The organism is Marinobacterium iners DSM 11526, assembly GCF_900107855.1.
In the GTDB taxonomy this organism is placed as follows: domain Bacteria; phylum Pseudomonadota; class Gammaproteobacteria; order Pseudomonadales; family Balneatricaceae; genus Marinobacterium; species Marinobacterium iners.
Genome location: NZ_FNRJ01000002.1, coordinates 246,782 through 270,175, shown reverse-complemented (window position 1 = coordinate 270,175; position 23,394 = coordinate 246,782). Strand labels below are relative to the sequence as shown.

At 55.5% G+C, this 23,394-nt stretch carries 19 protein-coding genes; 13 read left to right on the top strand and 6 right to left on the bottom strand.

What is annotated here, in order from left to right; genetic code table 11:
• Positions 1 to 52 precede the first annotated feature (52 nt).
• Positions 53 to 661 (bottom strand): peptidylprolyl isomerase, encoded by a 609-nt coding sequence (locus BLV48_RS04275; RefSeq protein WP_091823611.1) that lies wholly within the window; start codon positions 659 to 661, stop codon positions 53 to 55.
• Positions 662 to 923: 262 nt separating this feature from the next.
• Between BLV48_RS04275 and BLV48_RS04270 the strand changes: the two genes are divergently transcribed.
• Positions 924 to 1,178 (top strand): EAL domain-containing protein, encoded by a 255-nt coding sequence (locus BLV48_RS04270; RefSeq protein ID WP_217632945.1) that lies wholly within the window; start codon positions 924 to 926, stop codon positions 1,176 to 1,178.
• 16 nt (positions 1,179 to 1,194) lie between these two features.
• On the opposite strand, the gene BLV48_RS04265 is transcribed toward BLV48_RS04270, so the two are convergent.
• Positions 1,195 to 2,826, bottom strand: a complete 1,632-nt coding sequence (locus BLV48_RS04265) for a BCCT family transporter (RefSeq protein ID WP_091823608.1) — start codon at positions 2,824 to 2,826, stop codon at positions 1,195 to 1,197.
• Positions 2,827 to 2,952: 126 nt separating this feature from the next.
• Between BLV48_RS04265 and BLV48_RS04260 the strand changes: the two genes are divergently transcribed.
• From BLV48_RS04260 to BLV48_RS04240, 5 genes are all read left to right on the top strand, one after another.
• On the top strand, positions 2,953 to 6,432 hold the full coding sequence (locus tag BLV48_RS04260; protein WP_091823605.1) for an acyl-[ACP]--phospholipid O-acyltransferase: 3,480 nt from the start codon (positions 2,953 to 2,955) through the stop codon (positions 6,430 to 6,432).
• Between the two features lie 53 nt (positions 6,433 to 6,485).
• The gene (gene apbC, locus BLV48_RS04255) at positions 6,486 to 7,583 is read left to right on the top strand and encodes an iron-sulfur cluster carrier protein ApbC (protein WP_091823602.1); all 1,098 of its coding nucleotides are present in this window, start codon (positions 6,486 to 6,488) and stop codon (positions 7,581 to 7,583) included.
• A gap of 113 nt (positions 7,584 to 7,696) precedes the next feature.
• Positions 7,697 to 8,263 carry a dCTP deaminase gene (gene dcd / locus BLV48_RS04250; protein ID WP_091823599.1) on the top strand — a complete coding sequence of 189 codons (567 nt, stop codon included), beginning with the start codon at positions 7,697 to 7,699 and terminating at the stop codon, positions 8,261 to 8,263.
• Positions 8,264 to 8,287: 24 nt separating this feature from the next.
• The gene (locus BLV48_RS04245) at positions 8,288 to 8,935 is read left to right on the top strand and encodes a hypothetical protein (protein ID WP_091823596.1); all 648 of its coding nucleotides are present in this window, start codon (positions 8,288 to 8,290) and stop codon (positions 8,933 to 8,935) included.
• Positions 8,936 to 8,970: 35 nt separating this feature from the next.
• Positions 8,971 to 9,762, top strand: a complete 792-nt coding sequence (locus tag BLV48_RS04240; protein WP_091823593.1) for a hypothetical protein — start codon at positions 8,971 to 8,973, stop codon at positions 9,760 to 9,762.
• Positions 9,763 to 9,850: 88 nt separating this feature from the next.
• Here BLV48_RS04240 and BLV48_RS04235 read toward each other — a convergent pair whose 3' ends face one another.
• The 4 genes from BLV48_RS04235 to BLV48_RS04220 all read right to left on the bottom strand — a co-directional run bounded on the left by BLV48_RS04235 (position 9,851) and on the right by BLV48_RS04220 (position 14,319).
• Entirely contained in the window at positions 9,851 to 11,164 is a 1,314-nt protein-coding gene (locus BLV48_RS04235) for a TolC family outer membrane protein (RefSeq protein ID WP_091823590.1), read from the bottom strand.
• Entirely contained in the window at positions 11,151 to 11,807 is a 657-nt protein-coding gene (locus BLV48_RS04230; RefSeq protein WP_091823587.1) for a TetR/AcrR family transcriptional regulator, read from the bottom strand. The genes BLV48_RS04235 and BLV48_RS04230 overlap by 14 nt, the downstream gene beginning before the upstream one ends.
• A gap of 71 nt (positions 11,808 to 11,878) precedes the next feature.
• Entirely contained in the window at positions 11,879 to 13,072 is a 1,194-nt protein-coding gene (locus tag BLV48_RS04225; RefSeq protein ID WP_091823584.1) for a GGDEF domain-containing protein, read from the bottom strand.
• Positions 13,073 to 13,131: 59 nt separating this feature from the next.
• Complete coding sequence (locus tag BLV48_RS04220; protein ID WP_091823581.1) at positions 13,132 to 14,319, bottom strand: pyridoxal phosphate-dependent aminotransferase; 1,188 nt, start codon at positions 14,317 to 14,319, stop codon at positions 13,132 to 13,134.
• A gap of 187 nt (positions 14,320 to 14,506) precedes the next feature.
• Here BLV48_RS04220 and uvrB point away from each other — a divergent pair, with 187 nt between their 5' ends.
• The 7 genes from uvrB to BLV48_RS04185 all read left to right on the top strand — a co-directional run bounded on the left by uvrB (position 14,507) and on the right by BLV48_RS04185 (position 23,352).
• Entirely contained in the window at positions 14,507 to 16,519 is a 2,013-nt protein-coding gene (gene uvrB / locus BLV48_RS04215; protein ID WP_091823836.1) for an excinuclease ABC subunit UvrB, read from the top strand.
• A gap of 9 nt (positions 16,520 to 16,528) precedes the next feature.
• The gene (locus BLV48_RS04210) at positions 16,529 to 17,266 is read left to right on the top strand and encodes a sulfite exporter TauE/SafE family protein (protein WP_091823579.1); all 738 of its coding nucleotides are present in this window, start codon (positions 16,529 to 16,531) and stop codon (positions 17,264 to 17,266) included.
• 48 nt (positions 17,267 to 17,314) lie between these two features.
• Positions 17,315 to 18,436 (top strand): substrate-binding domain-containing protein, encoded by a 1,122-nt coding sequence (locus tag BLV48_RS04205; RefSeq protein ID WP_175527576.1) that lies wholly within the window; start codon positions 17,315 to 17,317, stop codon positions 18,434 to 18,436.
• A gap of 4 nt (positions 18,437 to 18,440) precedes the next feature.
• Positions 18,441 to 20,180: a sensor histidine kinase gene (locus BLV48_RS04200; protein ID WP_091823574.1), complete on the top strand. Its 1,740-nt coding sequence runs from the start codon at positions 18,441 to 18,443 to the stop codon at positions 20,178 to 20,180.
• Positions 20,181 to 20,347: 167 nt separating this feature from the next.
• Positions 20,348 to 21,421, top strand: a complete 1,074-nt coding sequence (locus BLV48_RS04195; RefSeq protein WP_091823572.1) for a TRAP transporter substrate-binding protein — start codon at positions 20,348 to 20,350, stop codon at positions 21,419 to 21,421.
• A gap of 87 nt (positions 21,422 to 21,508) precedes the next feature.
• The gene (locus BLV48_RS04190; RefSeq protein ID WP_091823569.1) at positions 21,509 to 22,045 is read left to right on the top strand and encodes a TRAP transporter small permease subunit; all 537 of its coding nucleotides are present in this window, start codon (positions 21,509 to 21,511) and stop codon (positions 22,043 to 22,045) included.
• A 17-nt stretch (positions 22,046 to 22,062) separates the two neighbouring features.
• On the top strand, positions 22,063 to 23,352 hold the full coding sequence (locus BLV48_RS04185) for a TRAP transporter large permease (protein ID WP_091823566.1): 1,290 nt from the start codon (positions 22,063 to 22,065) through the stop codon (positions 23,350 to 23,352).
• Positions 23,353 to 23,394: the final 42 nt, after the last annotated feature.

Sequence of the window (23,394 nt, the reverse complement as noted above, 5' to 3'; positions counted from 1 at the left end):
ACCGCGTCGGTTTATACCGGAACGCCCCGCCCAGTGCGGGGCGTTTGCGTTTCTACTCTTCGCTCGATGGGTTGCCGGTCGTGTTATCGGACATTGGTTCGACCATGCGCACGGCGCTTTCGATCACCACGGGTGTTAGCGGTACATCTCCGTGCATGCCTTTGCGGCCGGTTTTCACTGCACTGATTTCATCGATGGTGTCCATGCCGCTGATCACTTTACCGAACACGGTGTAACCGGTTGGTCCATTGCGGCCGTCAAGCCGAACGTTATCAGCTGTATTGATGAAGAACTGGGCTGTGGCGCTGTCCAGGTCCCGTGTGCGAGCCATGGCGATGGTGCCACGTTGGTTGCTCAAGCCGTTGCCCGATTCGTTCTTGATCGGCGAATCAGTTTCAACCTGCTCCATCTCGACCGTGAAGCCGCCACCCTGGATCATGAAGCCCGGGATTACGCGATGAAAGATCAGGCCGTCATAGTGGCCCTTGTCCACGTATTGCAGGAAGTTTTTTGCAGTAATGGGGGCTTTGTCGGCGTTAATCTCCAGCTCGATAGGGCCCAGTGTGGTGTTCAGTAACACTCGGGGCATTGTGTCTTCGGCGTGGGCAGGCATAAAAGTGGCTGGCAGAAGTGCCAGGCCAAGCAGCAATGGTTTGAGCATAGTGTCCTCCTTGGTTATCGCTGCGATTATAACCACTGAGCACTCGGTTGATAGTCGTGATAGGCAGTAACTTTCAAGAGTGGCACTCTGACACTACACTTTTTTTGATCTAGAATACTGTAAACCCCTGAGTCGTGTTTTATACAAGGATACACCATGCCCCCGCAGACACTTCCCGGCTGTGCCGGATGTCAGGTACCGCTGGATTTTGATTTTACCTTTGCCTTTCAGCCTATAGTGGAGCTGTCCAGTGGCGAGATCTATGGACACTAAGCGCTGGTGCGCGGCGTGGATGGTGCGCGATATCGACAGCAGTCGGGTTAAACAGATCATCGTGGGTGGGTTGATCGATATCTGTAACCAGCTCGATATTCGTATTCTGGCCGAGGGGGTCGAAACCGCCGCCGAGATGGAGTATTTCCTCCAACACGGCGTGACCTTGATGCAAGGCTACTACTTCGCGAAACCAGGCTTTGAATGTCTGCCCAAGGTTGATTTCGAGAAACTGCCCGACTGATCAGGCAATGGGCCGGTCATAGACCGGCTGAATCCTGTGCTCTGCGTTCGATCGCGGGCTCTTCGATCACATCTTCCGCTACCGCCCAGGGTTCTGCCGGAGCCAGTTTGCGCTCACCGGTGCGAGCAGCATAGCGCTCTTTACGCAGCGCACGCAGCAAACCGGTCGCCATGGCCACCACCACCAGTGAAAACGGCAAGGCAGCGGTAATAACAGCTGCCTGCAGGGTTTCGAGTCCGCCGGCCAACAGCAGAACTGCGGTCAGCAGAGCCAGAAAAACTCCCCAGAGAATACGGTGCCCAGAGGGCGGATCGGTATCCCCGCCAGACAGAATGGTGGTGATCACCAGTGTGCCGGCATTGGCTGAGGTGATCAGGTAGGTACCGATCAGCACAATCAGCAGAGTGGATACAACCGGTGTCATGATACCCAATGACATGCCTTCAATCATGACAAACAGGGCCGAAGAGATATCGTTGTACACGGCTTCAATGACACCGCCGCCTTGAAACAGCTCTTGATACAATGCGGTGCCGCCAAACAGGCCTATCCAGATAATAGTGATGCCGGTAGGAACCAACAGTACACCGGTGACAAACTCACGGAAGGTGCGCCCGCGTGAAATTCGGGCGATAAACATGCCAACAAACGGGCTCCAGGCCAGCCACCAGCCCCAGAAGAACACAGTCCACTCTGCTTGCCAGTGGCCACCATGGGTGGCGTTGGTGTGGAAACTTAGGGGCAACAAATTCTGGATGTAGTCGCCGGTGGCTTCAATAGTGACGCCGATCAGATACTGTGTAGGGCCTAGAATCAGCATGAAGAAGACGGCGGCAATGCTGAGCCAGAAGTTCATTTCCGATAGCAGCCGCACACCACGAGAAACACCTGATACCACCGAGACGGTGGCGATCATCATGATACCGGCGATTACGGTCAACTGCAGTTCGGTGGAATTGACGATGCCAAATACACGATTAAGCCCGGCGTTCATCTGTTGAACGCCAAGGCCCAGTGTTGTGGCAATGCCAAACACAGTGCCGAATACCGCCAGCAGATCGACCAGATCACCAAAAGCCCCATGGATTCGGTTGCCCAGCAGTGGGCGCAAGGCTGAGCGTACAGTCAATGGCTGGTCATGGCGAAAGGCAAAGTAGGCCATGGTGAGCCCGACAAAGGAGAAGATGGCCCAGCCGTTGATACCCCAGTGAAAAAACGAGAGCCGCATGGCGATGATGGCTGCGTCGGCATCAGTGCTGCCAAACTCAACAAAAGGGTTGTCTTGAAACTGAAGAATCGGTTGTGCCACCGACCAGAAAAGAATCCCGACCCCGGTTCCGGCTGCAAACAGCATGCTGACCCAGGAGAAAAAGGTAAATTCGGGTACCTCGGCATCGTTGCCCAGACGCACATTCTTATAGCGCCCAGTGCCGAGCCAGATCATGAAGAACAGCAGAAAGGCAACCAGCAGGACGTAATACCATTCCAGAAAGGGGTTGAGCCAGCTGCGCAGCTGGCCGATTGCGGCGGCACTTTCATCGGTGAAGAAAACACCGGCTACCACCGTCGCCAGAATCATCAGGATGGCGATGGTGCTCATCCCTGCGTTCATCCCCTTGAACGGGCCTGTCTGTGCCTGATTATACAATGCACTATCCTCCTTTTATCGGGTAAGATCCTGAAATGGTAAGGGTTGAGGCACTGATTACAACCGTGCCGAGAAAATAGAGTCACGGGCGGTCGGTTCGCTGAGGGTGTGGGAGAGGGTGTTGGAATGACGGAATTACTGAAGATACGGGGGTTTCCGGCGTTCATTCTGGTGGCGTTTATCAATGCGTTTGTCGATCTGGGACACAAGGTCACCATCCAGAACACCCTTTTCAAAAGTTATGATGGTGAAACGCAAATTCTGCTGACGGCTGTCGTAAATGGCTTGATCCTGCTGCCTTTTATTATGCTGTTTACCCCTGCAGGTTTTGTTTCCGACAAGTACCCAAAACACCGTGTCATGCAGCTATCCGCAGCGGCGGCACTGTTAATTACGCTGGCTATTACAGCCTGTTACTATGCCGGCCTGTTCATCCCCGCCTTTGCCCTGACCTTTATTCTGGCTGTGCAAAGTGCGATTTATTCACCGGCAAAATACGGTTTTATTCGGGAACTGCTCGGTGTTGAGCGTTTGAGCGAAGGCAACGGCTGGATTCAGGCTGTTACCATTGTGGCGATACTAAGTGGCATTGTGGTGTTTTCGGCGCTGTTCGAGTGGATGCTGGCCGGGCAGTCGCTGCATGGCCCAAATCAAATTCTGCCAAACGTGGCCTCACTTGGCTGGGTTCTGGTGGGTGGGGCAGCCCTGCAGCTACTGCTGACCTTGCGTCTGCCGGCCTTGAGCCAAACCGATTCTCGACAATGTTTCAGCGTGCGGGACTACGTCAGTGGGCGCAGTCTGTGGCGTAACCTGGCCGAGCTGGCGAGTGTACGCACCATTCTCCTGTCCATATTTGGCCTCGCCATGTTCTGGTCAATCAGTCAGGTGATGCTGGCTGTATTTCCCGCCTATGCCAAAGAGCATCTGGACCAGAACAACACATTCATTATTCAGGGAGCGATGGCGCTGGCAGGGGTCGGCATCATGATTGGTTCTGTCATCGCGGGTCGCCTGTCACGACACTACATCAATGTCGGACTCATTCCCCTGGGTGCCTGTGGTGTGGCATTGGGGCTGCTGCTGTTGCCGCAACTGAACAGTATTGCCCTCTGTGCGCTGGCCTTTCTGCTGATCGGGGCCAGCGGTGCGATGATGATTATCCCGCTCAACGCCATGATTCAGTTTAACGCTGAAGAGTCGCGTCTGGGGCGCGTGCTGGCCGGCAATAATTTTGTTCAAAACGTTTCCATGCTCAGTTTCCTGCTGCTGACCGTGACAAGTGCGCTGTTATCGGTACCCTCAACTTGGGTGCTTTGGCTGCTGGCGCTGGTGGCGGTATGTGGTGCAATCTATGCGGTGATCCTGCTGCCACAAGCGCTTGTACGTCTTATGGCTACAAGTCTGATTCGACGTCGCTACAACCTGAAGGTGCTTGGGTTCGAGCACCTACCGGTGAGCGGAGAAGGGACTCTTCTGCTTGGGAACCATATCAGCTGGCTGGACTGGGCCATGCTGCAGATGGCTTGCCCGCGTCATATCCATTTTGTGATGGAACGCTCGATTTATGAGCGCTGGTATCTGCGCTGGTTTCTGGATCTGTATCGTGTCATTCCCATCTCTGCGCGAGGCCCGCGCAGCGCCATGCGCCAGGTACGCAAGCTGCTGGCTGATGGCCGAGTCGTGTGTCTGTTCCCGGAAGGCGCCATCAGTTACAGCGGTCAGCTGGGCGAGTTCAAACGTGGCTTTGAGCGGGTCGCTCGTGAAAGCGGGGATGGTCCGGTTCCGAATGCGCGGATCATACCTTTTTATCTGCGGGGGTTGTGGGGCAGTCGCTTTTCTCGCTCCAGTGAGCGGCTGCAGGGATTTGACAACCGTGGGCTCAAACGTGATGTGATAGTGGCATTTGGTGAACCGCTGCCGCTTGATACCCGTGCTGAAACGGTCAAGCAGACGGTTGCCCAGCTATCGATTCATGCCTGGAATGAGTACACCGACAGCCTAGAAACGCTGCCGCGAGCCTTTATTCGTACAGCCAGGGCGGCACCCTCTGAATGGGCTTTGACCGATCTTAACGGCCCTGTGCTTAACCATCGAAGGCTGTTGACGGCCTGTATCCTTTTCAGTCGCCGGCTTAGAAAGATTGAAGAGCAAAATGTTGGGCTGTTGTTGCCGACGGCGGCCGGTGGTGCCATTGCCAATATGGCGCTTTTGATGTCAGGCAAGACGCTGGTCAACCTGAACTACACATCACCGGAGCACGTGTTGCTGGGTTGTGCCGAGCGGGCTGGTGTACGCACACTGGTCACCTCGTCACAGTTTCTGCGCAAGCTTGAGCAGCGAGGCCTGAGTTTCAGGCAGCTGCTGGAGCGAATGAATGTAATCATCCTGGAAGACGTAAAAGCAGGGATTGGCAAGCCAGAGTCGCTGCTGACCCTGATGCAAGCAGTGCTGACGCCGGTATGGGCGTTGCACTGGCGTTATGGGGGGGCGTCTGATCTGGATGACACCGCCGCGATCATGTTCTCATCCGGTAGCGAAGGAGCCCCCAAAGGGGTCATGCTGAGCCACCGTAACATGATGGCAAACCTTAAACAGATCGCGGCCGTGTTGAACGTTCAGGAGGATGACTGTGTACTGGCAACGCTGCCCCTGTTCCATGCCTTTGGCCTTACCGTTACTTGCATGATGCCGCTGGTGGAGGGAATCCCGCTGGCCTGCCATCCGGATCCGACCGATGCGGTCAATATCGGCAAGGCGGCAGCGCGCTATCGTGCCACGATTCTGTGCGGTACCAGCACCTTTCTTGGCATTTATGTGCGCAACCAGAAACTGCATCCGCTGATGTTCAGCTCGTTGCGTTTGGTGGTGGCAGGAGCCGAGAAGCTCTCGCCGCAGATAAAATCCGGCTTCGAGGCGCGCTTTCGCGTTCCGGTCCTGGAAGGATATGGCTGTACAGAAACCACGCCGGTGGCCAGCGTAAACCTGCCGGATTACCTCGATACACAGTGGTGGCACCTGCAGCGGGGGCAGCGCGAAGGGACCGTGGGCATGGCACTGCCTGGCTCCATGTTCAGAGTCGTAGACCCGGTTTCGCTGAAGCCGTTACCGGTTGGTGATAGCGGAATGATCCTGCTGGGAGGCAGTCAGATCATGAAGGGATACCTCAACGAACCTGATCGTACTGCCGAGGTGATCATTGAGGCGGATGGTTTGCGTTGGTACAAGACTGGTGACAAGGGGTATCTGGATGAAGATGGCTTCCTTACCATCATTGATCGCTATTCACGCTTTGCCAAGATAGGGGGCGAGATGATCTCGCTCAGCTCGGTAGAGCGAGCCGTGCAGTCAGAACTGGATCAGCCGGAGCTTGTGCTGGCGGCGGTTGCTGTACCGGATGAGCGCAAGGGCGAGCAAATTGTATTGCTGGTGGAGGGGGCTGATTCCGAGTCGATTCAGTCGTGCTTGCGGAAATCCTCAATTGCGCCGCTGTGTCGGCCTGCAAGGGTGTATACCGTTGATCAAATACCGCTGCTGGGCAGTGGCAAGATGGATCTTCCCGCGCTGCGGCAGCTTGCACTGGAACAGCAAGGCATATCTGAGGCATAATTCCGACTATAGTACTGGGTTATTATCAGGCTCAGATCGTTCAAGGAGTTTCCATGACAGCAGCAAATGCCGAGCAGATACGTGCAGCCATTGAGGCTTGGATTGATCCCGATACCGGGCTGGCCCTGGCGGACATTGGCCGGGTTGGTCCGATAGAAATTGATGACACCCGCATCAGGGTTGTAGTTGAGCTGGGATTTGCCTGTGCCAGCCAGCACTCGAGGCTGCATGATGGCTTGAATGAGACGGTTAGCGAGATGTATGCAGGGCATACCGTTGAGATCCAGGTTTGCCAGCAGATTCAGGCACACCCCAGCCCTAAAAAGCTACCTGGCCTTGAAGGGGTTCGCAATATTATCGCCATTGCTTCCGGCAAAGGTGGAGTTGGCAAGTCGACTACCACCGTAAACCTGGCGCTGGCGCTCGCAGCGGAAGGCGCACGGGTGGGTATTCTGGATGCGGATATTTATGGCCCCAGTCAGGGCATGATGTTGGGAATTCCCGAAGGACAGCGACCCGAAACCGCGGAAGAGAAATACTTCCGTCCGATCGTGGGGCATGGTATTCAGTCCATGTCGATGAGCTATCTGGTCGATGAAAACACACCCATGGTCTGGCGCGGACCAATGGTGAGTGGCGCCATGCAGCAGTTGCTGAACCAGACATTGTGGCAGGATCTGGACTACCTGCTGATCGACATGCCGCCCGGCACCGGCGATATCCAGCTGACGCTGGCGCAGCGGGTACCGGTCAGCGCGGCGGTCATTGTCACTACGCCACAGGATATTGCTCTGCTGGATGCCCGCAAAGGGATCGAGATGTTCCGCAAGGTGGATATTCCGGTGCTTGGAATTGTCGAGAATATGAGTGTGCATATCTGCAGTCAGTGTGGCCATGAAGAAGCGCTGTTTGGTGCTGGTGGTGGCGCGCGCATCGCGCAACAGTACGAGACAGAGCTGCTGGGGCAGTTGCCGCTGGCGCTTGCGATTCGTGAGCAGACCGATGCCGGCAAGCCGACGGTGGTTGCCGACCCCGAAAGTGGCCATGCCCAGCGCTATCGAGAAATTGCTCGGAGCATGGGCGCGCGGCTGGCAAAAAAATTAACTACAGCGGGGAACTCAATTCCCACTATTCAGGTCAACAGTGACTAGTACAGCGAGATGAAATTTTCCGCCCCAGTGTTACACCGGGGCGGTTTTTTTTGCCCAAAACGTATAGAATGGTGCGTTGATTTGCCAACAGACTTTCAGGTGAACAGGCAGCTATGGGTATAAAGTCGGATCGCTGGATTCGCCAGATGGCGGACAAACACCGCATGATTGAGCCGTTCGAGGCCGGTCAGGTACGACGTGCCAATGATCAGCCGATTGTGTCCTACGGGACCTCGAGCTATGGTTACGATGTTCGCTGTGCGGACGAATTCAAGATCTTCACCAACATCAACTCCTCCATCGTGGATCCGAAGAACTTCGATCAGGGCAGCTTTGTTGATGTGCAGTCTGACGTTTGCATTATTCCTCCCAACTCGTTTGCACTGGCACGTACGGTCGAGTACTTCCGTATCCCGCGAGACGTACTGACGATCTGCCTGGGTAAAAGTACCTATGCTCGCTGCGGTATCATCGTTAACGTGACACCGCTGGAGCCCGAATGGGAAGGACATGTAACCCTCGAATTCTCCAACACGACGCCACTGCCGGCCCGTATCTATGCCAATGAAGGCGTAGCTCAGATGCTGTTTCTCGGCGCAGATGAGGTTTGTGAGACCTCCTATAAAGATCGCAGTGGCAAATACCAGGGACAGACGGGTGTTGTTGTTCCGCGAACCTGACACGCTTTAACATCATTGGTGTACATGAATTCCAATCCTGATTTGAATCAGATCCGCGCTTTCTGGCAGCAGATTGAACAAACACTCGATCAGCTGCTGGATAGTCAGCAGGATATGCAGTTTGATGCCGACAACCTGCTCGATACCTACCGTGTCTCGCTGCAGAAAATCGACCGTAATCTGACCTTCCACTTTGAGCGCGAGCATGAAGAAGGGCCGGTCGAGATGATCTTTGGTTGTGACGGCTATCCTGAGTCGATCCATGCTGTACTCAGTGTGGTGGGTGCTGCGCCTGAGCTCAGTGGCATCAACTTTCGTGCCTTCAATCACCGCTATGATCCAGTACCGTCCTGCGTCAACCTGGGTGAAGAGTACTGTGATATTGAAGAGTTCTGGTGTTCACTGCGCGTGATCGAAGGCAAGCTGCACCTGGCCATCTATCTGCAGGATTCTCCCAAAATACTGGAGATGGATCCGCGGGTTGAGGCGGTGATGATTTTCATGGATGCTCTGATTGGCGAATATGAGCTGATGACCCGGATCTGGGCGCTGGACTGGTGCGAACTGCCGGCAGAGCCACTCGATTTTGGTCTGATACCCTTGCTGCAGCTGCGTGAGCAGTTTGACAAGCTGAAAGATGACGTTAAACCTGTGGGTATTACCATTCACTAAGCAGGGTTTATCCTGCAGATGGGCGGAGGCACGGCATGAGTCGTCGGCTGGCAGATCTTATGGACAGGGTGCGGCAACGTTATGTACGCACCATGCAGGAAAGTGGTCAGCGTGAGCCTTACATCACGGCACACCGGGTGTGTCAGCAGATGCTCAATCTTTCACCGTTAGCTCTGGCGGAGTTGATTGCGGAAGATCCGAAACTGCTGTCAGCACGTGCCGGTGAGCTGGTGGAAGATCCTGCCGAGATTGAAAACCCAAGTATTGGCGTAATAGTGACCAGCAATATCTGTGCGGCGGCGCTTGAGGGGCTGCTGGCAGTGGCTGTCAATCGTGAGTGGCTCCAGATCGACAGCGATGACCGTATTCTGGTCGATGCGTGGGAGCTGGACAACATTCCCGAAGTTAAAAGTGTGGACTACAGTGATGTGGCTCCACCTGATCTTAGTCAGCGCCAGAACAGCCAGTTGTCTGTGCTGTTTAATGCGGCCGAGAAAGCCTATCTCAAGCAGTTGGGGGAAGCCCCTCATGATGCCTATCAGCTGGCGCTGCAGGTATCTTCGGATTATGTGGTGTTTGCGCCGGATGACCTGGCACCGCTGATACAGGAAAACCCGCTGCTATTAGGACTCCGTGCCGACGAATTGGTAGATGAAGACATGTTTGAAGGTGATCCGCCTGCCGGGCTGATCATCAGTGCCCACTTGACTGAAATGCTGCTGCAGCAATTGCTGGAACTGGCTCAGGGGCAGGGCGCCTTGCCGCTGGACAGTGCTGGCCAGCTGATTTTGCCTGAATCGGATGAAGATGCGCCCACGCTGCATTGAGTGGCTTGCAATGTGCCGGCGACTCGGTATCACAAAAGCACAATAAAAAGCCGGCAACTGCCGGCTTTTTACGTATTCAGGTCAGGATTTATTGAGCTGCGGTCGATGACTTCAGCCATTCATCCAGTGACAGCAGGTCATCGGGGCTCAGCGTGCCCAGCTGTTGCTTGAAACGGAACAGGGTGGACACATGATTGAATCGTGCAGTCGCGTAGTCCAGTCGGGCTTGATACAGCGCCTGTTCGGCCTGCAACACATCCACCACGTTGCGGGTACCCACGTTGAAGCCTTCTTCAGTGGCACGCAGGGCCGTCTCGCGTGATTTAATGCTCTGCATCCGGGCTTTCACGCTCTGGACGCTGGTTTGCAGGTTGCGCAAGAGCGAACGGGTCTGTTCCGTGACCTCACGATACCGGTCCTCACGCTCATACTGGGCGGCATACAGGTTCTGCTGCGCCTCGCGTACCTGAGAACTTGTGGCGCCTCCGCTGAACAGCGGTACGCTCAGAGTCAGGGCTACCGAACTGCTGTCCTCCCAGGGGTGACTAGTGAATTCAGATTCACTGTAGCCATAGTTGGCTTCGAGATTCACGCGCGGATGATGGCCGGCACGTGCAATCTGACTGTCGCGGCGGCTGGTTTCAATGCCAAGCTCGCTGAGTTTGAGGGCCAGGTTGCCGCTACGTGCCTTTTCGAGCCATGGCGCGGGCTCAGCCGGTGTAATCGGCTCAATCGGATAATCCTCGCGCAGCAGGTCGACCGTGGTAAATTGCTGTCCCGCCAGCCGCTCCAGTGCTTCATAGCTGTTGGTCAGGGCGCCTTCAGCATCGATTCGCTGTACGACAGCATTATCAAAGGAAGCCTGGGCTTCCTGTACATCGGTGATGGCAATCACGCCAACCTCAAATTGCGCGTTTACCTGCTCCAGTCGGCGCTGCAATGCGCGTTCTTGGGCCTGAGCGGTCTCCAGCGTGCTCATGGCACGCAGAACGCCAAGGTAAGCGTCAACCGTGCGCTGGATCAGCTGCTGCTGGTCAAGATCGAATTGAAGCGATGTCTGTTCTGTGATCAGCTGGCTTTTCTGATAACCGAACCACTTGGCAGTGTCGAATACCGGCTGTACCAGAGAGACCTGCCAGGCGCGATCATCTGCGCTCTGGTCACGATAGCCATCATTACTGTGTGTGTAGCTGCCACCGGCATTGATTTGTGGCAGCAGTTGCGCCAGCCCCTGAGTCTCTGCTTCCTGCCCGGCCAGGTAGCGGGCTTCTGCGGCCTTGAGCTGCGGGTCGTTATCCAGTGCCATGCGGTACAGATCGGCAAGAGCCGCTGCACCAGCAGGTGCACTGCTGAAGCTGGCAAGGGCCAGCAGCGGGATGAGTTTCCGTTTAATGCGTTTCACTGTGCAATACTTCCCTTGTGTGATGTACGGGCCGGTCGTTGGGTTCCGGAGCGGGCAAAATTTGCTGCCACAGCATATTAACTGCGTCATAAAGTGGCTGGCGGCTATCTTCAACTTTCATCCGCAGCAGTGCGCCTTGCCAGTAGTCCCAGATCAGGCGCGCAAGGGCACTGGCAGAGAGGTCGGTGCGGACACTGCCTTCCTGCTGACAGATCAGCATATCGTCATTTATGGCATCGATAACACGCTGGATTGCATCGCGAATGGCGTGCCGAAATTCCGGTGAGGCCAGAGCCATCTCTCCGGACAGGTTGGCCAGCAGGCAGCCGATTCGTTCGTTTTCATCAGAAAAGTCTTCGATCAGGCGCAGCATCATGGTTCGCAGCTTGTCGGCGTGGGAGCCCTGAATGCGGCTGAATTCTTCGCGCCACAGGTCCATTTCCAGTGCCTGATAGTGTTCGATGACTTCGATGGCGAATGATTCTTTGCCGCCGAAATAATTGTAGAAGGAACCACGCGAAACGTCACAGGCATCCAGAATCATGCTCAGGCTGGTGCCGTGATAGCCGTGGCGCTGGAAAAGGTGGTTGCCAAGATCCAGCAAGGCTTCGCGGCTGTGTACCGGGGGTCTGCCTCGTGCCATTTAATTGAACCGATCATTCCAGAAAGGCGTCATTGTGCATTAACAGACTGGCCAGTTCAATAATCTGTCACTCAAATCCCGCGCTGTTTCTTTTCTTTTCTCAAGCGGCTGTCCGCCAGCAGCAGCAGCTCATCACCACTGCCGTTGACTTCTGACAGCAGAGCCAGGCCGGCACTGGCATGAAAGGCTGACCCTAATGTCTGTGTCATGGCGCGGTTGATCTGATCCAGGCGCTGTTGCAAAGGCGGTGGCGTGTGTTTGACGGGAAGCAGCAGGACGAACTCGTCGCCGCCAAAACGGAACAAGTGGTCATCAGGACGGCAGATGTGGCGCAGGCGGTCGGCAAACTGGCACAAGACGCGGTCTCCTTCGTGCTGGCCGTGCAGATTGTTGATTGCCGAAAGGCTGTCGATGTCGATCAGTGCCAGCAGACAGTCACGGCCGGACTGCTTCCGCTCCTGCTCGCTGCCGGCAAGGGTGTGATCGAGTGCGTCGCGTCCGGGCAGTTGTGTCAAAGGGTCCAGCTGGAGAGCAGGGCTGCGCTCACTTCTTTCCAACTGTTCCGGTTGCCAGGCGCTGATAAGATCGGCGCAGAGTTGCATCAGATGGATACTGTCAGCCAGGCTGGCTGTTTTCTCGGCCCCCCACAGGCTCAAGTGTCCCAATGGGTTGCCATTGCGGGAATCCACGCGCTGTGCAATCCAGAGTCCCTGATCCCCAAGCAGGGGATCGCGCACTCTGGCTTCGTTTCGGTCCCATTCCAGAATCAGGGTACCGGGCTGGCCTTGCTGGTAGAGCGGAGCTGCTGAGCTGTTTTTAAGCTCCAATGTTTGCGGTGGCAACAGATGTTGTCCGGACCAGTGTCCCATCAGAGCCAGCTTATCAGTGCCCTGCAGCTTGCAGCCAGCCGCCTCGGGCCAGTCAAGCAGGGATGCCAGCAGTTGCGGCAGAATAAAGAACGGGTCGCTGCCCGAGGCCAGGGCAGGCATCAGCTCCTGCAGCAATGCTCGCTGCTGTTGTCCGGCACGGTGCCCGCACGCCAATATCAGGTAGTGCTCATCCGTTTTCAGGCGCTCAAAGATCACGCCCTGGCTGATCAGGATGTCGGTATTTTTGCTGTCACTGCTCCAGTCCACAATGCTCTTACGCTGCTTTTTCGGCAACTGTTCAAAGGCCTCGTTGCTCCATTCGGCTTTGGAGTCCTTCAGCAGCAGGGCCGGAGCGGATGTATCGGCAAGCAGTCGAGTCAGAATTCTGGTTTTCATGGCAGTGTTCGATCAGGATAGGGGATACAAAAAGCCCCGGACTGTGCCGGGGCTTGTGTTTAGCGTTCCAGTGCCGCCTTGATGCGGCTGATTGCATCCTCGAGCACATTCAGGCTGGTAGCGAAGGAAAGTCGCATGTTGCCGGGTGTGCCAAAGGCCGATCCAGGCACCAGTGCTACACCGGCTTCCTGCAACAGGAATTCGGCCAATGCAATGTCATCATTAAACTCGGGGCGAGAGTCGATCACCTTGTGGAAGCTCGGGAAGGCGTAAAAGGTACCGTCCGCCCGGATGCACTCGACACCGTCGATCTCGTTCAGTGCATTGACCACGAAGTCATGACGCTGCTTGAATGCGCTGACCATCATGGCAACACAATCCTGTGGGCCATCCAGTGCCGCCTGAGCCGCCACCTGAGCGATGGAGTTCGGATTGGATGTGCTCTGTGACTGAATTTTCTTCATGGCGCCGATCAGCTTGGCCGGGCCTGCCGCATAACCGATACGCCAGCCGGTCATGGAGTAGGCCTTGGAAACACCGTTCAGCACGATGGTACGGTCATACAGCTCAGGACAGGCGTTCAGGATGTTGCAGAACGGCTGATCGGTGAACAGGATGTGCTCGTACATGTCATCAGTGGCAACCAGTACCTCCGGGTACTTGTTCAACACTTCGCCCAGAGCCTTAAGCTCTTCCAGTGTGTAGGCTACACCGGATGGGTTGGAAGGGCTGTTCAGTACGACCAGGCGGGTACGCTCGGTAATGGCATCATCCAATTGCTGCGGCGTGATCTTGAAACGCTGCTCCTGGGTAGTGGTGATGATCACTGGCTTGCCTTCGGCCACAAGAACCATATCCGGGTAAGATACCCAGTATGGGGCAGGGATCACGACTTCATCGCCCGGGTTCAGCAGAGCCAGCGCCATGTTGAAAAAGCTCTGCTTGCCACCGCTTGAAACCAGAATCTGGTTGGGGGCGTAGCTGAAACCGTTCTCACGCTCAAATTTGGCAATCACCGCTTTCTTCAGCGCCGGGGTACCATCAACGGCAGTGTACTTGGTAAAGCCGTCCTGAATGGCTTTGGTCGCCGCCGCCTTGATATGTTCCGGGGTGTCAAAATCGGGTTCGCCGGCGCCGAGGCCGATGATGTCTTTGCCTTCAGCACGCAGCTCGGCAGCACGATTTGTGACGGCCAGTGTGGGTGAAGGTTTGATGCTGTTAACGCGGTCGGAAAGTTGCACGTCCAAGCCTTGGTCCTCTCTGTAATCGGTGCAAGGAATCCATCAATGCATAGCCAAAAGAGCATACAGCATAACGCACCGGGTCTGAATGCCCCGTTATGAAAAAATGCGTATCGGCGGGCGTTGCAGGCTGGTTTCTGTGTGTTGCATCAAAACAGGTATAATCGGCGGCTGGTTTGAAACAGGTGGAAAAATGAAACAGAGGTTCAGAGTACAGTCGGCATTTGCGCCCGCCGGCGATCAGCCGAAGGCGATCAGTGAGCTGGTTGACGGGCTGGAGTCGGGGCTTGCAGCCCAGACCCTGTTGGGCGTGACAGGATCGGGCAAGACCTTCACCATTGCCAATGTGATCGCCGCCGTGCAGCGCCCCACCATTATCATGGCGCACAACAAGACGTTGGCGGCACAGCTGTATGGCGAGTTCAAGGAGTTCTTCCCGGACAATGCGGTTGAATACTTTGTCTCCTATTACGATTATTACCAGCCGGAGGCCTATGTGCCGGCGTCTGATACCTTTATCGAAAAGGACGCCTCGATCAACGATCATATCGAGCAGATGCGCCTGTCCGCTACCAAGGCGCTGCTGGAGCGGGATGACGCCATCATCGTGGCAACGGTATCTGCCATTTATGGTTTGGGCGACCCCAAGTCCTATCTGTCGATGATGCTCCATCTGGACAGAGGCGATGTGATCGATCAGCGTGATCTGTTGCGCAGGCTGGCAGAGCTGCAGTACACCCGTAACGATATCGAATTCCATCGTGGTACCTATCGGGTACGCGGTGACGTGATTGATGTGTACCCGGCTGAATCGGACAGGGACGCCATCCGTATTGAGCTGTTTGGTGACGAGGTGGATCAGATCGCCTGGTTCGATCCCTTGACCGGCGAAGTCTTGCGCAAGGTGCCACGCGCCACCATCTACCCCAAAACCCACTACGTCACACCGCGTGAAACGCTGCTTGAAGCCACCGAGCATATCAAGGAGGAGTTGCGCGAGCGGCTGAAGCAGCTGCGCGACAACAATAAGCTGGTGGAAGCACAGCGACTTGAACAGCGTACCCTGTACGATATTGAAATGATCATGGAGCTGGGCTATTGCTCCGGCATCGAAAACTACTCGCGTTACCTGTCCGGTCGTGATCCCGGGCAGGCACCGCCCACCCTGTTCGATTACCTGCCTGACAGCGCGCTGCTGGTGCTCGACGAGTCTCATGTCACCGTGCCGCAGATCGGCGCCATGTATAGGGGCGACCGCTCGCGCAAGGAAACCCTGGTTGAATACGGTTTCAGGTTGCCTTCAGCGCTGGACAACCGGCCGATGAAGTTTGAGGAATGGGAGCAACAGGCGCCACAGATGATTTTCGTTTCCGCCACGCCCAGCAAGTACGAGGCCGCGAATGCTCAGCAGATTGTAGAGCAAGTGGTACGGCCGACCGGACTGGTGGACCCGCAGGTTGAAGTACGTCCTGCAATCAATCAGGTGGATGATCTGCTGACCGAAATCAACCTTGTGGTCGCACGCAAGGAGCGGGTGATCGTAACTGTGCTCACCAAACGAATGGCTGAGGATCTCACTGAGTATCTGGCCGAGCATAATGTGCGGGTGCGCTATCTGCATTCGGATATCGATACGGTTGAACGCGTGGAAATTATTCGCGATTTGCGCATCGGCGAATTTGACGTGCTGGTTGGTATTAACCTGTTGCGTGAAGGGATCGACATGCCGGAGGTATCACTGGTGACCATTCTGGATGCCGACAAGGAGGGCTTCCTGCGTTCGGAAACCTCCATGATCCAGACCATCGGTCGCGCGGCGCGTAACGTCAACGGGCGTGCCATTCTTTATGCTGATCGCATGACAGGTTCGATGCAACGCGCCATTGATGAAACAGAGCGGCGTCGCAATAAACAGATCGCCTTCAATGCAGAGCATGGCATTACACCCAGAGGCATCAGCAAGTCCGTGGCCGATATCATGGAGGGTGCCAGCCAGATTCCCGGCAAGCGTGGCAAGGGCGGCGCGCGCAAGGCTGCCGAACCGGATGCCGAATACCGGGTTGATGCCCAGCTGCTCAGCCCTGCAGAGCTGGCAAAGACCATCACGCGTCTGGAAGACAAAATGTACGAAGCGGCCAAAAATCTGGAGTTCGAGCAGGCAGCCCGCTACCGGGACGAGCTGGAGCGTTTGAAGCACAGCGGTTGAGGGTATCCGATGCTGGAGTGGAGTGTATTAATAGTTGCTGGATATCTGGCAGGGGTGCTGAACTCAATTGCTGGAGGTGGCTCTTTTCTGACCTTTCCGGCGCTGGTTTGGGCCGGCGTGCCCCCGATAACGGCAAATGCCACCAGTGCAGTGGCCGTATTGCCCGGGTATCTGGGCGGTGCGGCCGGGTTTCGCAAGGAGTTGCGCAGTCTGTCCATGCGAGAGCATGTGCAGATGTCGGTTGTGGGTCTGGCTGGCGGCTTGGCAGGAGCGCTGTTGCTGCTGGTGACACCGGTCGAGCTGTTCTCGAAAGTGGTGCCGCTGTTGTTGCTGTTGGCAACCTTGATGTTTGCCTTTGGTCAGAAGCTGCTGGCCCTGGTGCGCAACAGTGAAAACCCCCTGCCTCTGCTGCCAGGCCTGTTTGTGGTGGCAGTCTACGGGGGCTATTTTAATGGCGGGCTGGGAATCATGTTGCTGGCGATGTTTGCAGCCGCCGGCATGGCAAATATGTTGCTGATGAACGGCCTGAAAAACTGGCTGTCATTCGTACTGTCGATGATTTCCGTTGTGGCTTTTGCCATCGCCGGCAAGGTGCTTTGGGTTGAAGCATTGGTGATGATGCTTGCGGCAACGCTGGGCGGCTATCAGGGTGCTGCCCTGTCGCGCCTGTTGCCGGTTGCCTGGGTCAAGGGCGGAATCGTAGTTGTGGGTCTGATGATGACAGTGGTATTTTCCCTGCGTGCATGAGGGTGCAGGTTGAAAATTGTAAACCAAGCAAAAAGGATGTGGCGAATCATGCAGGGAGTGAAACAGGTACTCTGCCTGGTCAGAGCAGGCGTGTTTGGGCTGGTATTGCTGTTGGTGACGACCATGGTGACGGCGGCAGGCATCAGTGACTATTGGCACTATGACGAGTATTACCGGCAACATCCTGAGCAGAGGCCCTGGCTGGCTGAGTTGACTGAAGCGGTTCGCCAGCGCGCTGAGCCTGTTGAGACAGACTTGCAGGCGAGGCCGTTGCGCATCGCCATGGTATATCCCTCTCTGCAGGCATCAAGTTACTGGCCGGACAGCGAACGGGCCCTGCAGCAGCGGCTGAACCAGCTCGGTATTCGATATCATCTGGAAGCACGCTATACCGAGCCGAATATCCAGCTGGTCGAGCAGGTAAACCAGATACGTGAACTGCTGGACTGGCAGCCGGATTACCTCCTTTATACCCTTGACTCATCGCGCCAGCAGTCGATTATCGAGCGACTGATCCAAAATACGGATACGCGGCTGATTCTGCAGAACATCACTACGCCGCTCAAGGCATGGGGTGACCGCCAGCCACACATGTATGTCGGTTTCGATCATGCTGAAGGGGCGCGTCTGTTGGCTGATCACTTTGGGAAACGTTTTCCTCAGGGTGCCGACTATGGTGTGCTGTTTCGTAGCCAGGGTCTGATCAGTCAGTTGCGCGGAATGACCTACATTCAATCGGTGCCCGAGAGTCACCGTCTGCGCAGCAGTTATTACACCGATTCCAGTCGAGTTGGAGGGCGCAAGGCGGCGTTGCAGATGCTGCGTGAACACCCCGAGCTTGACTACATTTATGCCTGCTCTACTGACGTGGCGCTGGGAGCAGTGGATGCCCTGGCCGAGCTGGGAAGAGCTGATGTGGTTGTCAACGGCTGGGGTGGCAGTCCCGCCGAGATTGAGCAGCTGCGCCTGGGAGGGCTTAAAGCAGTTCTGATGCGCATGAATGATGACAATGCCATCGCCATCGCGGAAGCGATCAAGCGTGACCTTGAGGGCAAGCCACAGCCGTTGATCTACTCCAGCGATTTTGTCGTGCTGGATGACAGCATGAGTGTGGAAGAAATACAGGCGTACGAGGCGCAGGCGAGGCGCTACAGCGCAGGCGGATATTAGTCGCATGGGCAGGCTGCGCTTCAAAACGCTGACATTTTGGCTGACATTGGGCATCTCGCTGATATTTGTAGCCGTGTTTCTGGTCGTTACCTTCATCCAGTCACGCAGTGTGATTGAGGAGCAGGCATATACACTCAATCGCAGCCTTGCTCTGCGCTATGAAGAGCGTGTAACGGACTATCTGCAGCAAATTGAAACCGAAGTCTTGACGTTGGCGGCCGATCGTACCCGCATTGAAACACTCTACACCCAAAGCCCTAGCCGGCTTGAAACCGGCTTTGAGCGGTGGGAGGAAAGCCACGAAAACCGTCGCTATGATTTTGTGGCGCTCTCTTTTTTTGAGTCGGGGCGTTGCCTGTTGTCGCTCAGTTATACCCCTGAACTTAACCAGTTGCCCTGTGAACAGTTGATCAAACAGCATGGCAGTTTTCAGTACAAGGGCTGGAAGCTGCTTGAGGTGGGTGGTGAACAGCTTGCCGTATATTCGGTGCCGCTTTACCTGCACGACAGTGGCAAGATCGTTGGCCAGCTACTGTCGGGGATGCGCCTGGGTGGGAATCGCTATCTGCTGAGCTCCATTCTGGTCAAAAGTGACAATTTACGTCATTTGGCGCTTTTTGATGGTGACCGAGTGCTGAGTCGGCTCCAGCCGGAACTCGAATCCAGTAATTCGGTTATGGCCCAAGATCTGGTGCTCTCGAACGGCCTTACTCCGCTTGGGCCGCAGCTGCGAATAGGTTTGCTGGCTGATGCCAGTGCGCAGCGTCAATTACGCGATGCGCTGGCGGAAACGCTGCTGTATGGCTGTCTGCTGGCACTGGTCGTCTCGCTGCTCTCGTCCTTTTTGTTGTCATCGGCGGTTGACCGGCAGTTGCAGCAATTGATCAGCCTTACCCGTCTGGCCAACCGTCAGAGCAACACCCGTTGGCCGCAAAGCTATATTCGGGAATTCAATCTTATAGGCGAAGAGATCATTGCGATCGTTAACCGCCTGAAAGAGCGAGAGCAAACGCTGGAAGGGGTCAACCAGAGACTGTCACAGAACATTGAAGAAAAGCGCCAGATCCTTCAGCACTTGATGCAAACCCAGGAGCGTGAACGACTGCGGCTGTCGAACGAGTTGCACGATGATATGGCGCAGCTGCTGGTTGCTGTACGCATGCACCTGCAATTGCAGCGTCAGGAGCTGGAGCAGGCTCGCTTGCCGCAACAGAACCTGCAGCTGGCCGCCGAGCTGATCGACAATATCTATGACACGGTCTACAACCGAATCAGGATGCTGAGGCCTTATGAGCTGAGTGATTTTGGCCTCGGTGTGAGTCTGACCAGTTTACCGGCCGTGAACTTGCTGGAACAGCTTGATTACGCGGTTGAATTTGATATTGAACAGAGCCGGCCGCTCAAGCCTGACCTGGTATCGAATTTGTATCGCATCGCACAGGAGGCACTGTCCAACGTGACACGCCATGCAGGTGGAACCTGGGTACTGGTACGCCTTCGAGACGAACCTGACGGGCTGCGTATGACTATCGCCGATGACGGTGTAGGCTTTATGTCGGAACAGAATGGTGGAGTCGAAACTTCTGGTTTTGGCTTGATGGGGATTCGTGAGCGGGCAGGGCATCTGAATGCTCAGGTTGAGATTCACTCCGACCATGGGGTCAGCATTGATCTGCTGATCCCGCCTGAATATGCGTATTCATTTGTGGATCTGTGTGAAGGACCAGGGGGGGCACCTACGTAAAAACACGTATCGCATATTGCGTAGTATGCGGTATCGGCTGCGTAGAACCACTCCTGTCTCTGGGTGGTATTTCCGATACCGGCCTGTGCCTTTGCTGTCGATAATGTCATGGCTGATGACTCGTCTGAGTCATTGTCAGACTCGACAACAGAGGATAGATAACAACAATGCTTAAATTTACCTTTGCCCGCAAACTGATGGCCGCTGCTGCCTGCGCCGCTGTCATGGTTAGCCCTGTTCAGGCGGCCGAGAAAGTCCACAAACTGAAACTGGCTGAAACCTGGCCCACGAATTTTGGCGTTTTCAGCGAGCCGGCTCGCCGCATGGCAGACCTGGCCAACAAGATGTCCAATGGGCGTCTGGAAATCAGTATCGATACTGCCAACAAGCACAAGTCAGCCTTTGGCGTTTTCGACATGGTACGTGCCGGCCAGTATGACATGGGGCACTCAGCGTCCTACTACTGGAAAGGCAAGGTGCCCAACACGCTGTACTTCACCACCATGCCGTTTGGCATGACCGCTACCGAACAGTATGGCTGGTTCTACTACGGTGGTGGCATGGAGCTGATGCAGAAGGTCTACGAGCCGTTCAATCTGATGTCTTTCCCGGGCGGCAACACCGGTGTGCAGATGGGTGGCTGGTTCCAGAAAGAGATCAATACTGTAGAAGACCTGGAAGGCCTGAAAATGCGCATTCCGGGATTCGCGGGTGAAGTGCTAGCCAAGCTGGGTGCCAACCCGACCAACATTCCGCCGGGTGAGCTGTATACCTCTTTGGAGCGTCGCACCATCGATGCACTGGAATGGGTGGGGCCTTCCATGGACCTGCGCATGGGCTTCCACAAGATCGCACCGTACTACTACACCGGCTGGCATGAGCCTGCAACCGAGCTGCAGTTCCTGGTCAACAAACGTACCTTTGACAAGCTGCCTGCAGACCTTCAGGAAATCCTGACCACTGCCATGCGCGTTGCGGCCTATGACATGACTATTCAGTCGCACCATGAGTCCGGTATGAACTGGGCCACCATGAAGGCGGAGTTCCCGAATGTTCAGGTCAAGCAGTTCCCGCCGGAAGTCATCCAGGCGCTGAGTAAGGCCAACGATGAATTGCTGGCTGAGCATGCCGCCAACGATGAGCTGGCCAAGGAAATTCTGGACTCCCAGGCCGAGTACATGGGTGTGGTACGTCAGTGGACTGACATTGCAGACCGTGCCTACCTGAACAGCTTCGAGTAAGCCTGTTCTCTTCGAGGCTCCGGTTGCGGAGCCTCGATCCGCATCCGGAAGATGTATCTGACAGCCTTGGGCTGCGAGGGATTCTGAATGTTTCTGTTACGCCTTGAGCAGACGATCAACGCCTTTTCCGATTGGCTGGGCAAGATCTCTGCCGTTCTTTTTGTGATCATGCTGTTCAACGTTTTCTACGACGTGATCACGCGTTACCTGTTTAATGATGTGTCCATCGGCATGCAGGAGCTGGAGTGGCATCTGTTTGCTGCCATGTTCATGCTTGGGGTGCCGTTTACCCTGAGGGTCGGTGGCCATGTGCGCGTTGATCTGATCTATGAAGGGTTGAGCCTGAAGAAGAAAGCCTGGATTGACCTTTTCGGTGTCCTGACGCTGTTGTTCCCCTTCTGTCTGCTGGTGGCCTGGTATGGCGTGGATTTCGCCCGCGAGTCCTTTGAGTTGGGTGAAGGCTCGGGCGACCCCGGTGGTCTGCCGTATCGTTGGGTGATTAAGGCAGTCATTCCCTTTGCCTTTTTCTGCACTTTCATCAGTGGTGTCGGGATGATGCTTCATTCTGTTAATACGCTCGCGGGCCATCACAGGGATGATGGCTACACCCCGATGCAGCACTAACGCACAAGGTATTCCCGATGATCGGTATTACAATGTTTTTCGTTGCCCTGGGCATGCTGTTGATCGGCTTCCCGGTGGCCTACATTTTTGGCGGTGTGGCGCTCTGGTTCGGTGTCTATGCCGAGGGACCGGACATGTTTGCCTTCATGCCGTTCCGTATCCAGAGCATCATGGAAAACACGGTGCTCATGGCGGTGCCCTTGTTCGTGTTCATGGGAATCGTGCTGCAGAAAACCCGTCTGGCCGAGCAGTTGCTGGAATCCATGGGCAAACTGTTTGGTGGCGTACGAGGCGGTCTGGCAATTTCCACCGTACTGGTAGGTGCTCTGCTGGCTGCTTCGACCGGTGTGGTGGGTGCGTCCGTAGTCGCCATGGGTCTGATCTCGTTGCCGGTCATGCTCAAGTACAACTATGACAAAAAGCTGGCCTGCGGCACGATCTGTGCCTCCGGTACGCTGGGGCAGATCATTCCGCCATCCATCATCCTGATTATTCTGGGTGACGTGATGGGGATTCCGGTCGGTGATCTGTTTCAGGCGGCCATCATGCCTGGATTCATTCTGATCGGTGCCTATGTTCTGTACATCCTGGTGTATACCTACCTGAAACCTTCAGCGGCTCCGGCCTTGCCGATGGATCTGGACGATGGCACACGTCGGGAGCAAGTCTTCAAGGCATTGAAAGCGATTATTCCCCCGCTGGCACTGATTCTGGTGGTGCTGGGCTCGATCTTTGCCGGTATTGCAACACCGACCGAATCCTCGGCGCTGGGTGGCGTAGGTGCTCTGCTGCTGGCGCTGATCTACCGCCAGTTCAGCTGGAAGATGGTATACAACTCTGCCATCGAGACTGTGAAAGTTACGGCGATGGTTTTTGCCATCCTGTTGGGGGCCTCGGCGTTCTCCATGGCGTTCAGTTATACCGGTGGTGAAGAGATTGTAGAACATTACCTCTCCAATCTGCCGGGTGGGGCCATGGGCTTCCTGCTGCTGTCGATGTTGGCAATCCTGATTCTTGGCTTCTTTATCGATTTTGTTGAAATCAGTTTCATCATCGTGCCGATTCTGCTGCCGGCAGCAGAACTTCTGGGCATAGCGCCGGTGTGGTTTGCGATCTTGATCGCAATGAATCTGCAGACCAGCTTCCTGACTCCACCCTTCGGCTTCAGTCTGTTTTACCTCAAGGGGGTTGCGCCGCCCAATGTGCGTACCCTGGATATCTACAAGGGGGTCGTGCCCTTTATCATCATGCAGGTGGCAATCGTGATTTCGATTCTCCTGTTCCCAGGGTTCTACGGTCTGGTTTAGACTTAACGAACGCCTGTTCGGCCCTGTGCCGTTCAGGCGTTT

Excerpts from the sequence above, each read along its gene's own strand:
- BLV48_RS04270 (WP_217632945.1), top strand. The coding sequence starts at position 924 with ATGGACACTAAGCGCTGGTGCGCGGCGTGGATGGTGCGCGATATCGAC.
- BLV48_RS04200 (WP_091823574.1), top strand. The coding sequence starts at position 18,441 with ATGGGCAGGCTGCGCTTCAAAACGCTGACATTTTGGCTGACATTGGGC.
- BLV48_RS04225 (WP_091823584.1), bottom strand. The coding sequence starts at position 13,072 with ATGAAAACCAGAATTCTGACTCGACTGCTTGCCGATACATCCGCTCCG.
- BLV48_RS04275 (WP_091823611.1), bottom strand. The coding sequence starts at position 661 with ATGCTCAAACCATTGCTGCTTGGCCTGGCACTTCTGCCAGCCACTTTT.
- BLV48_RS04195 (WP_091823572.1), top strand. The coding sequence starts at position 20,348 with ATGCTTAAATTTACCTTTGCCCGCAAACTGATGGCCGCTGCTGCCTGC.
- BLV48_RS04185 (WP_091823566.1), top strand. The coding sequence starts at position 22,063 with ATGATCGGTATTACAATGTTTTTCGTTGCCCTGGGCATGCTGTTGATC.
- BLV48_RS04260 (WP_091823605.1), top strand. The coding sequence starts at position 2,953 with ATGACGGAATTACTGAAGATACGGGGGTTTCCGGCGTTCATTCTGGTG.
- BLV48_RS04190 (WP_091823569.1), top strand. The coding sequence starts at position 21,509 with ATGTTTCTGTTACGCCTTGAGCAGACGATCAACGCCTTTTCCGATTGG.
- uvrB (WP_091823836.1), top strand. The coding sequence starts at position 14,507 with ATGAAACAGAGGTTCAGAGTACAGTCGGCATTTGCGCCCGCCGGCGAT.
- dcd (WP_091823599.1), top strand. The coding sequence starts at position 7,697 with ATGGGTATAAAGTCGGATCGCTGGATTCGCCAGATGGCGGACAAACAC.
- BLV48_RS04245 (WP_091823596.1), top strand. The coding sequence starts at position 8,288 with ATGAATTCCAATCCTGATTTGAATCAGATCCGCGCTTTCTGGCAGCAG.
- BLV48_RS04205 (WP_175527576.1), top strand. The coding sequence starts at position 17,315 with ATGCAGGGAGTGAAACAGGTACTCTGCCTGGTCAGAGCAGGCGTGTTT.
- apbC (WP_091823602.1), top strand. The coding sequence starts at position 6,486 with ATGACAGCAGCAAATGCCGAGCAGATACGTGCAGCCATTGAGGCTTGG.
- BLV48_RS04230 (WP_091823587.1), bottom strand. The coding sequence starts at position 11,807 with ATGGCACGAGGCAGACCCCCGGTACACAGCCGCGAAGCCTTGCTGGAT.
- BLV48_RS04240 (WP_091823593.1), top strand. The coding sequence starts at position 8,971 with ATGAGTCGTCGGCTGGCAGATCTTATGGACAGGGTGCGGCAACGTTAT.
- BLV48_RS04210 (WP_091823579.1), top strand. The coding sequence starts at position 16,529 with ATGCTGGAGTGGAGTGTATTAATAGTTGCTGGATATCTGGCAGGGGTG.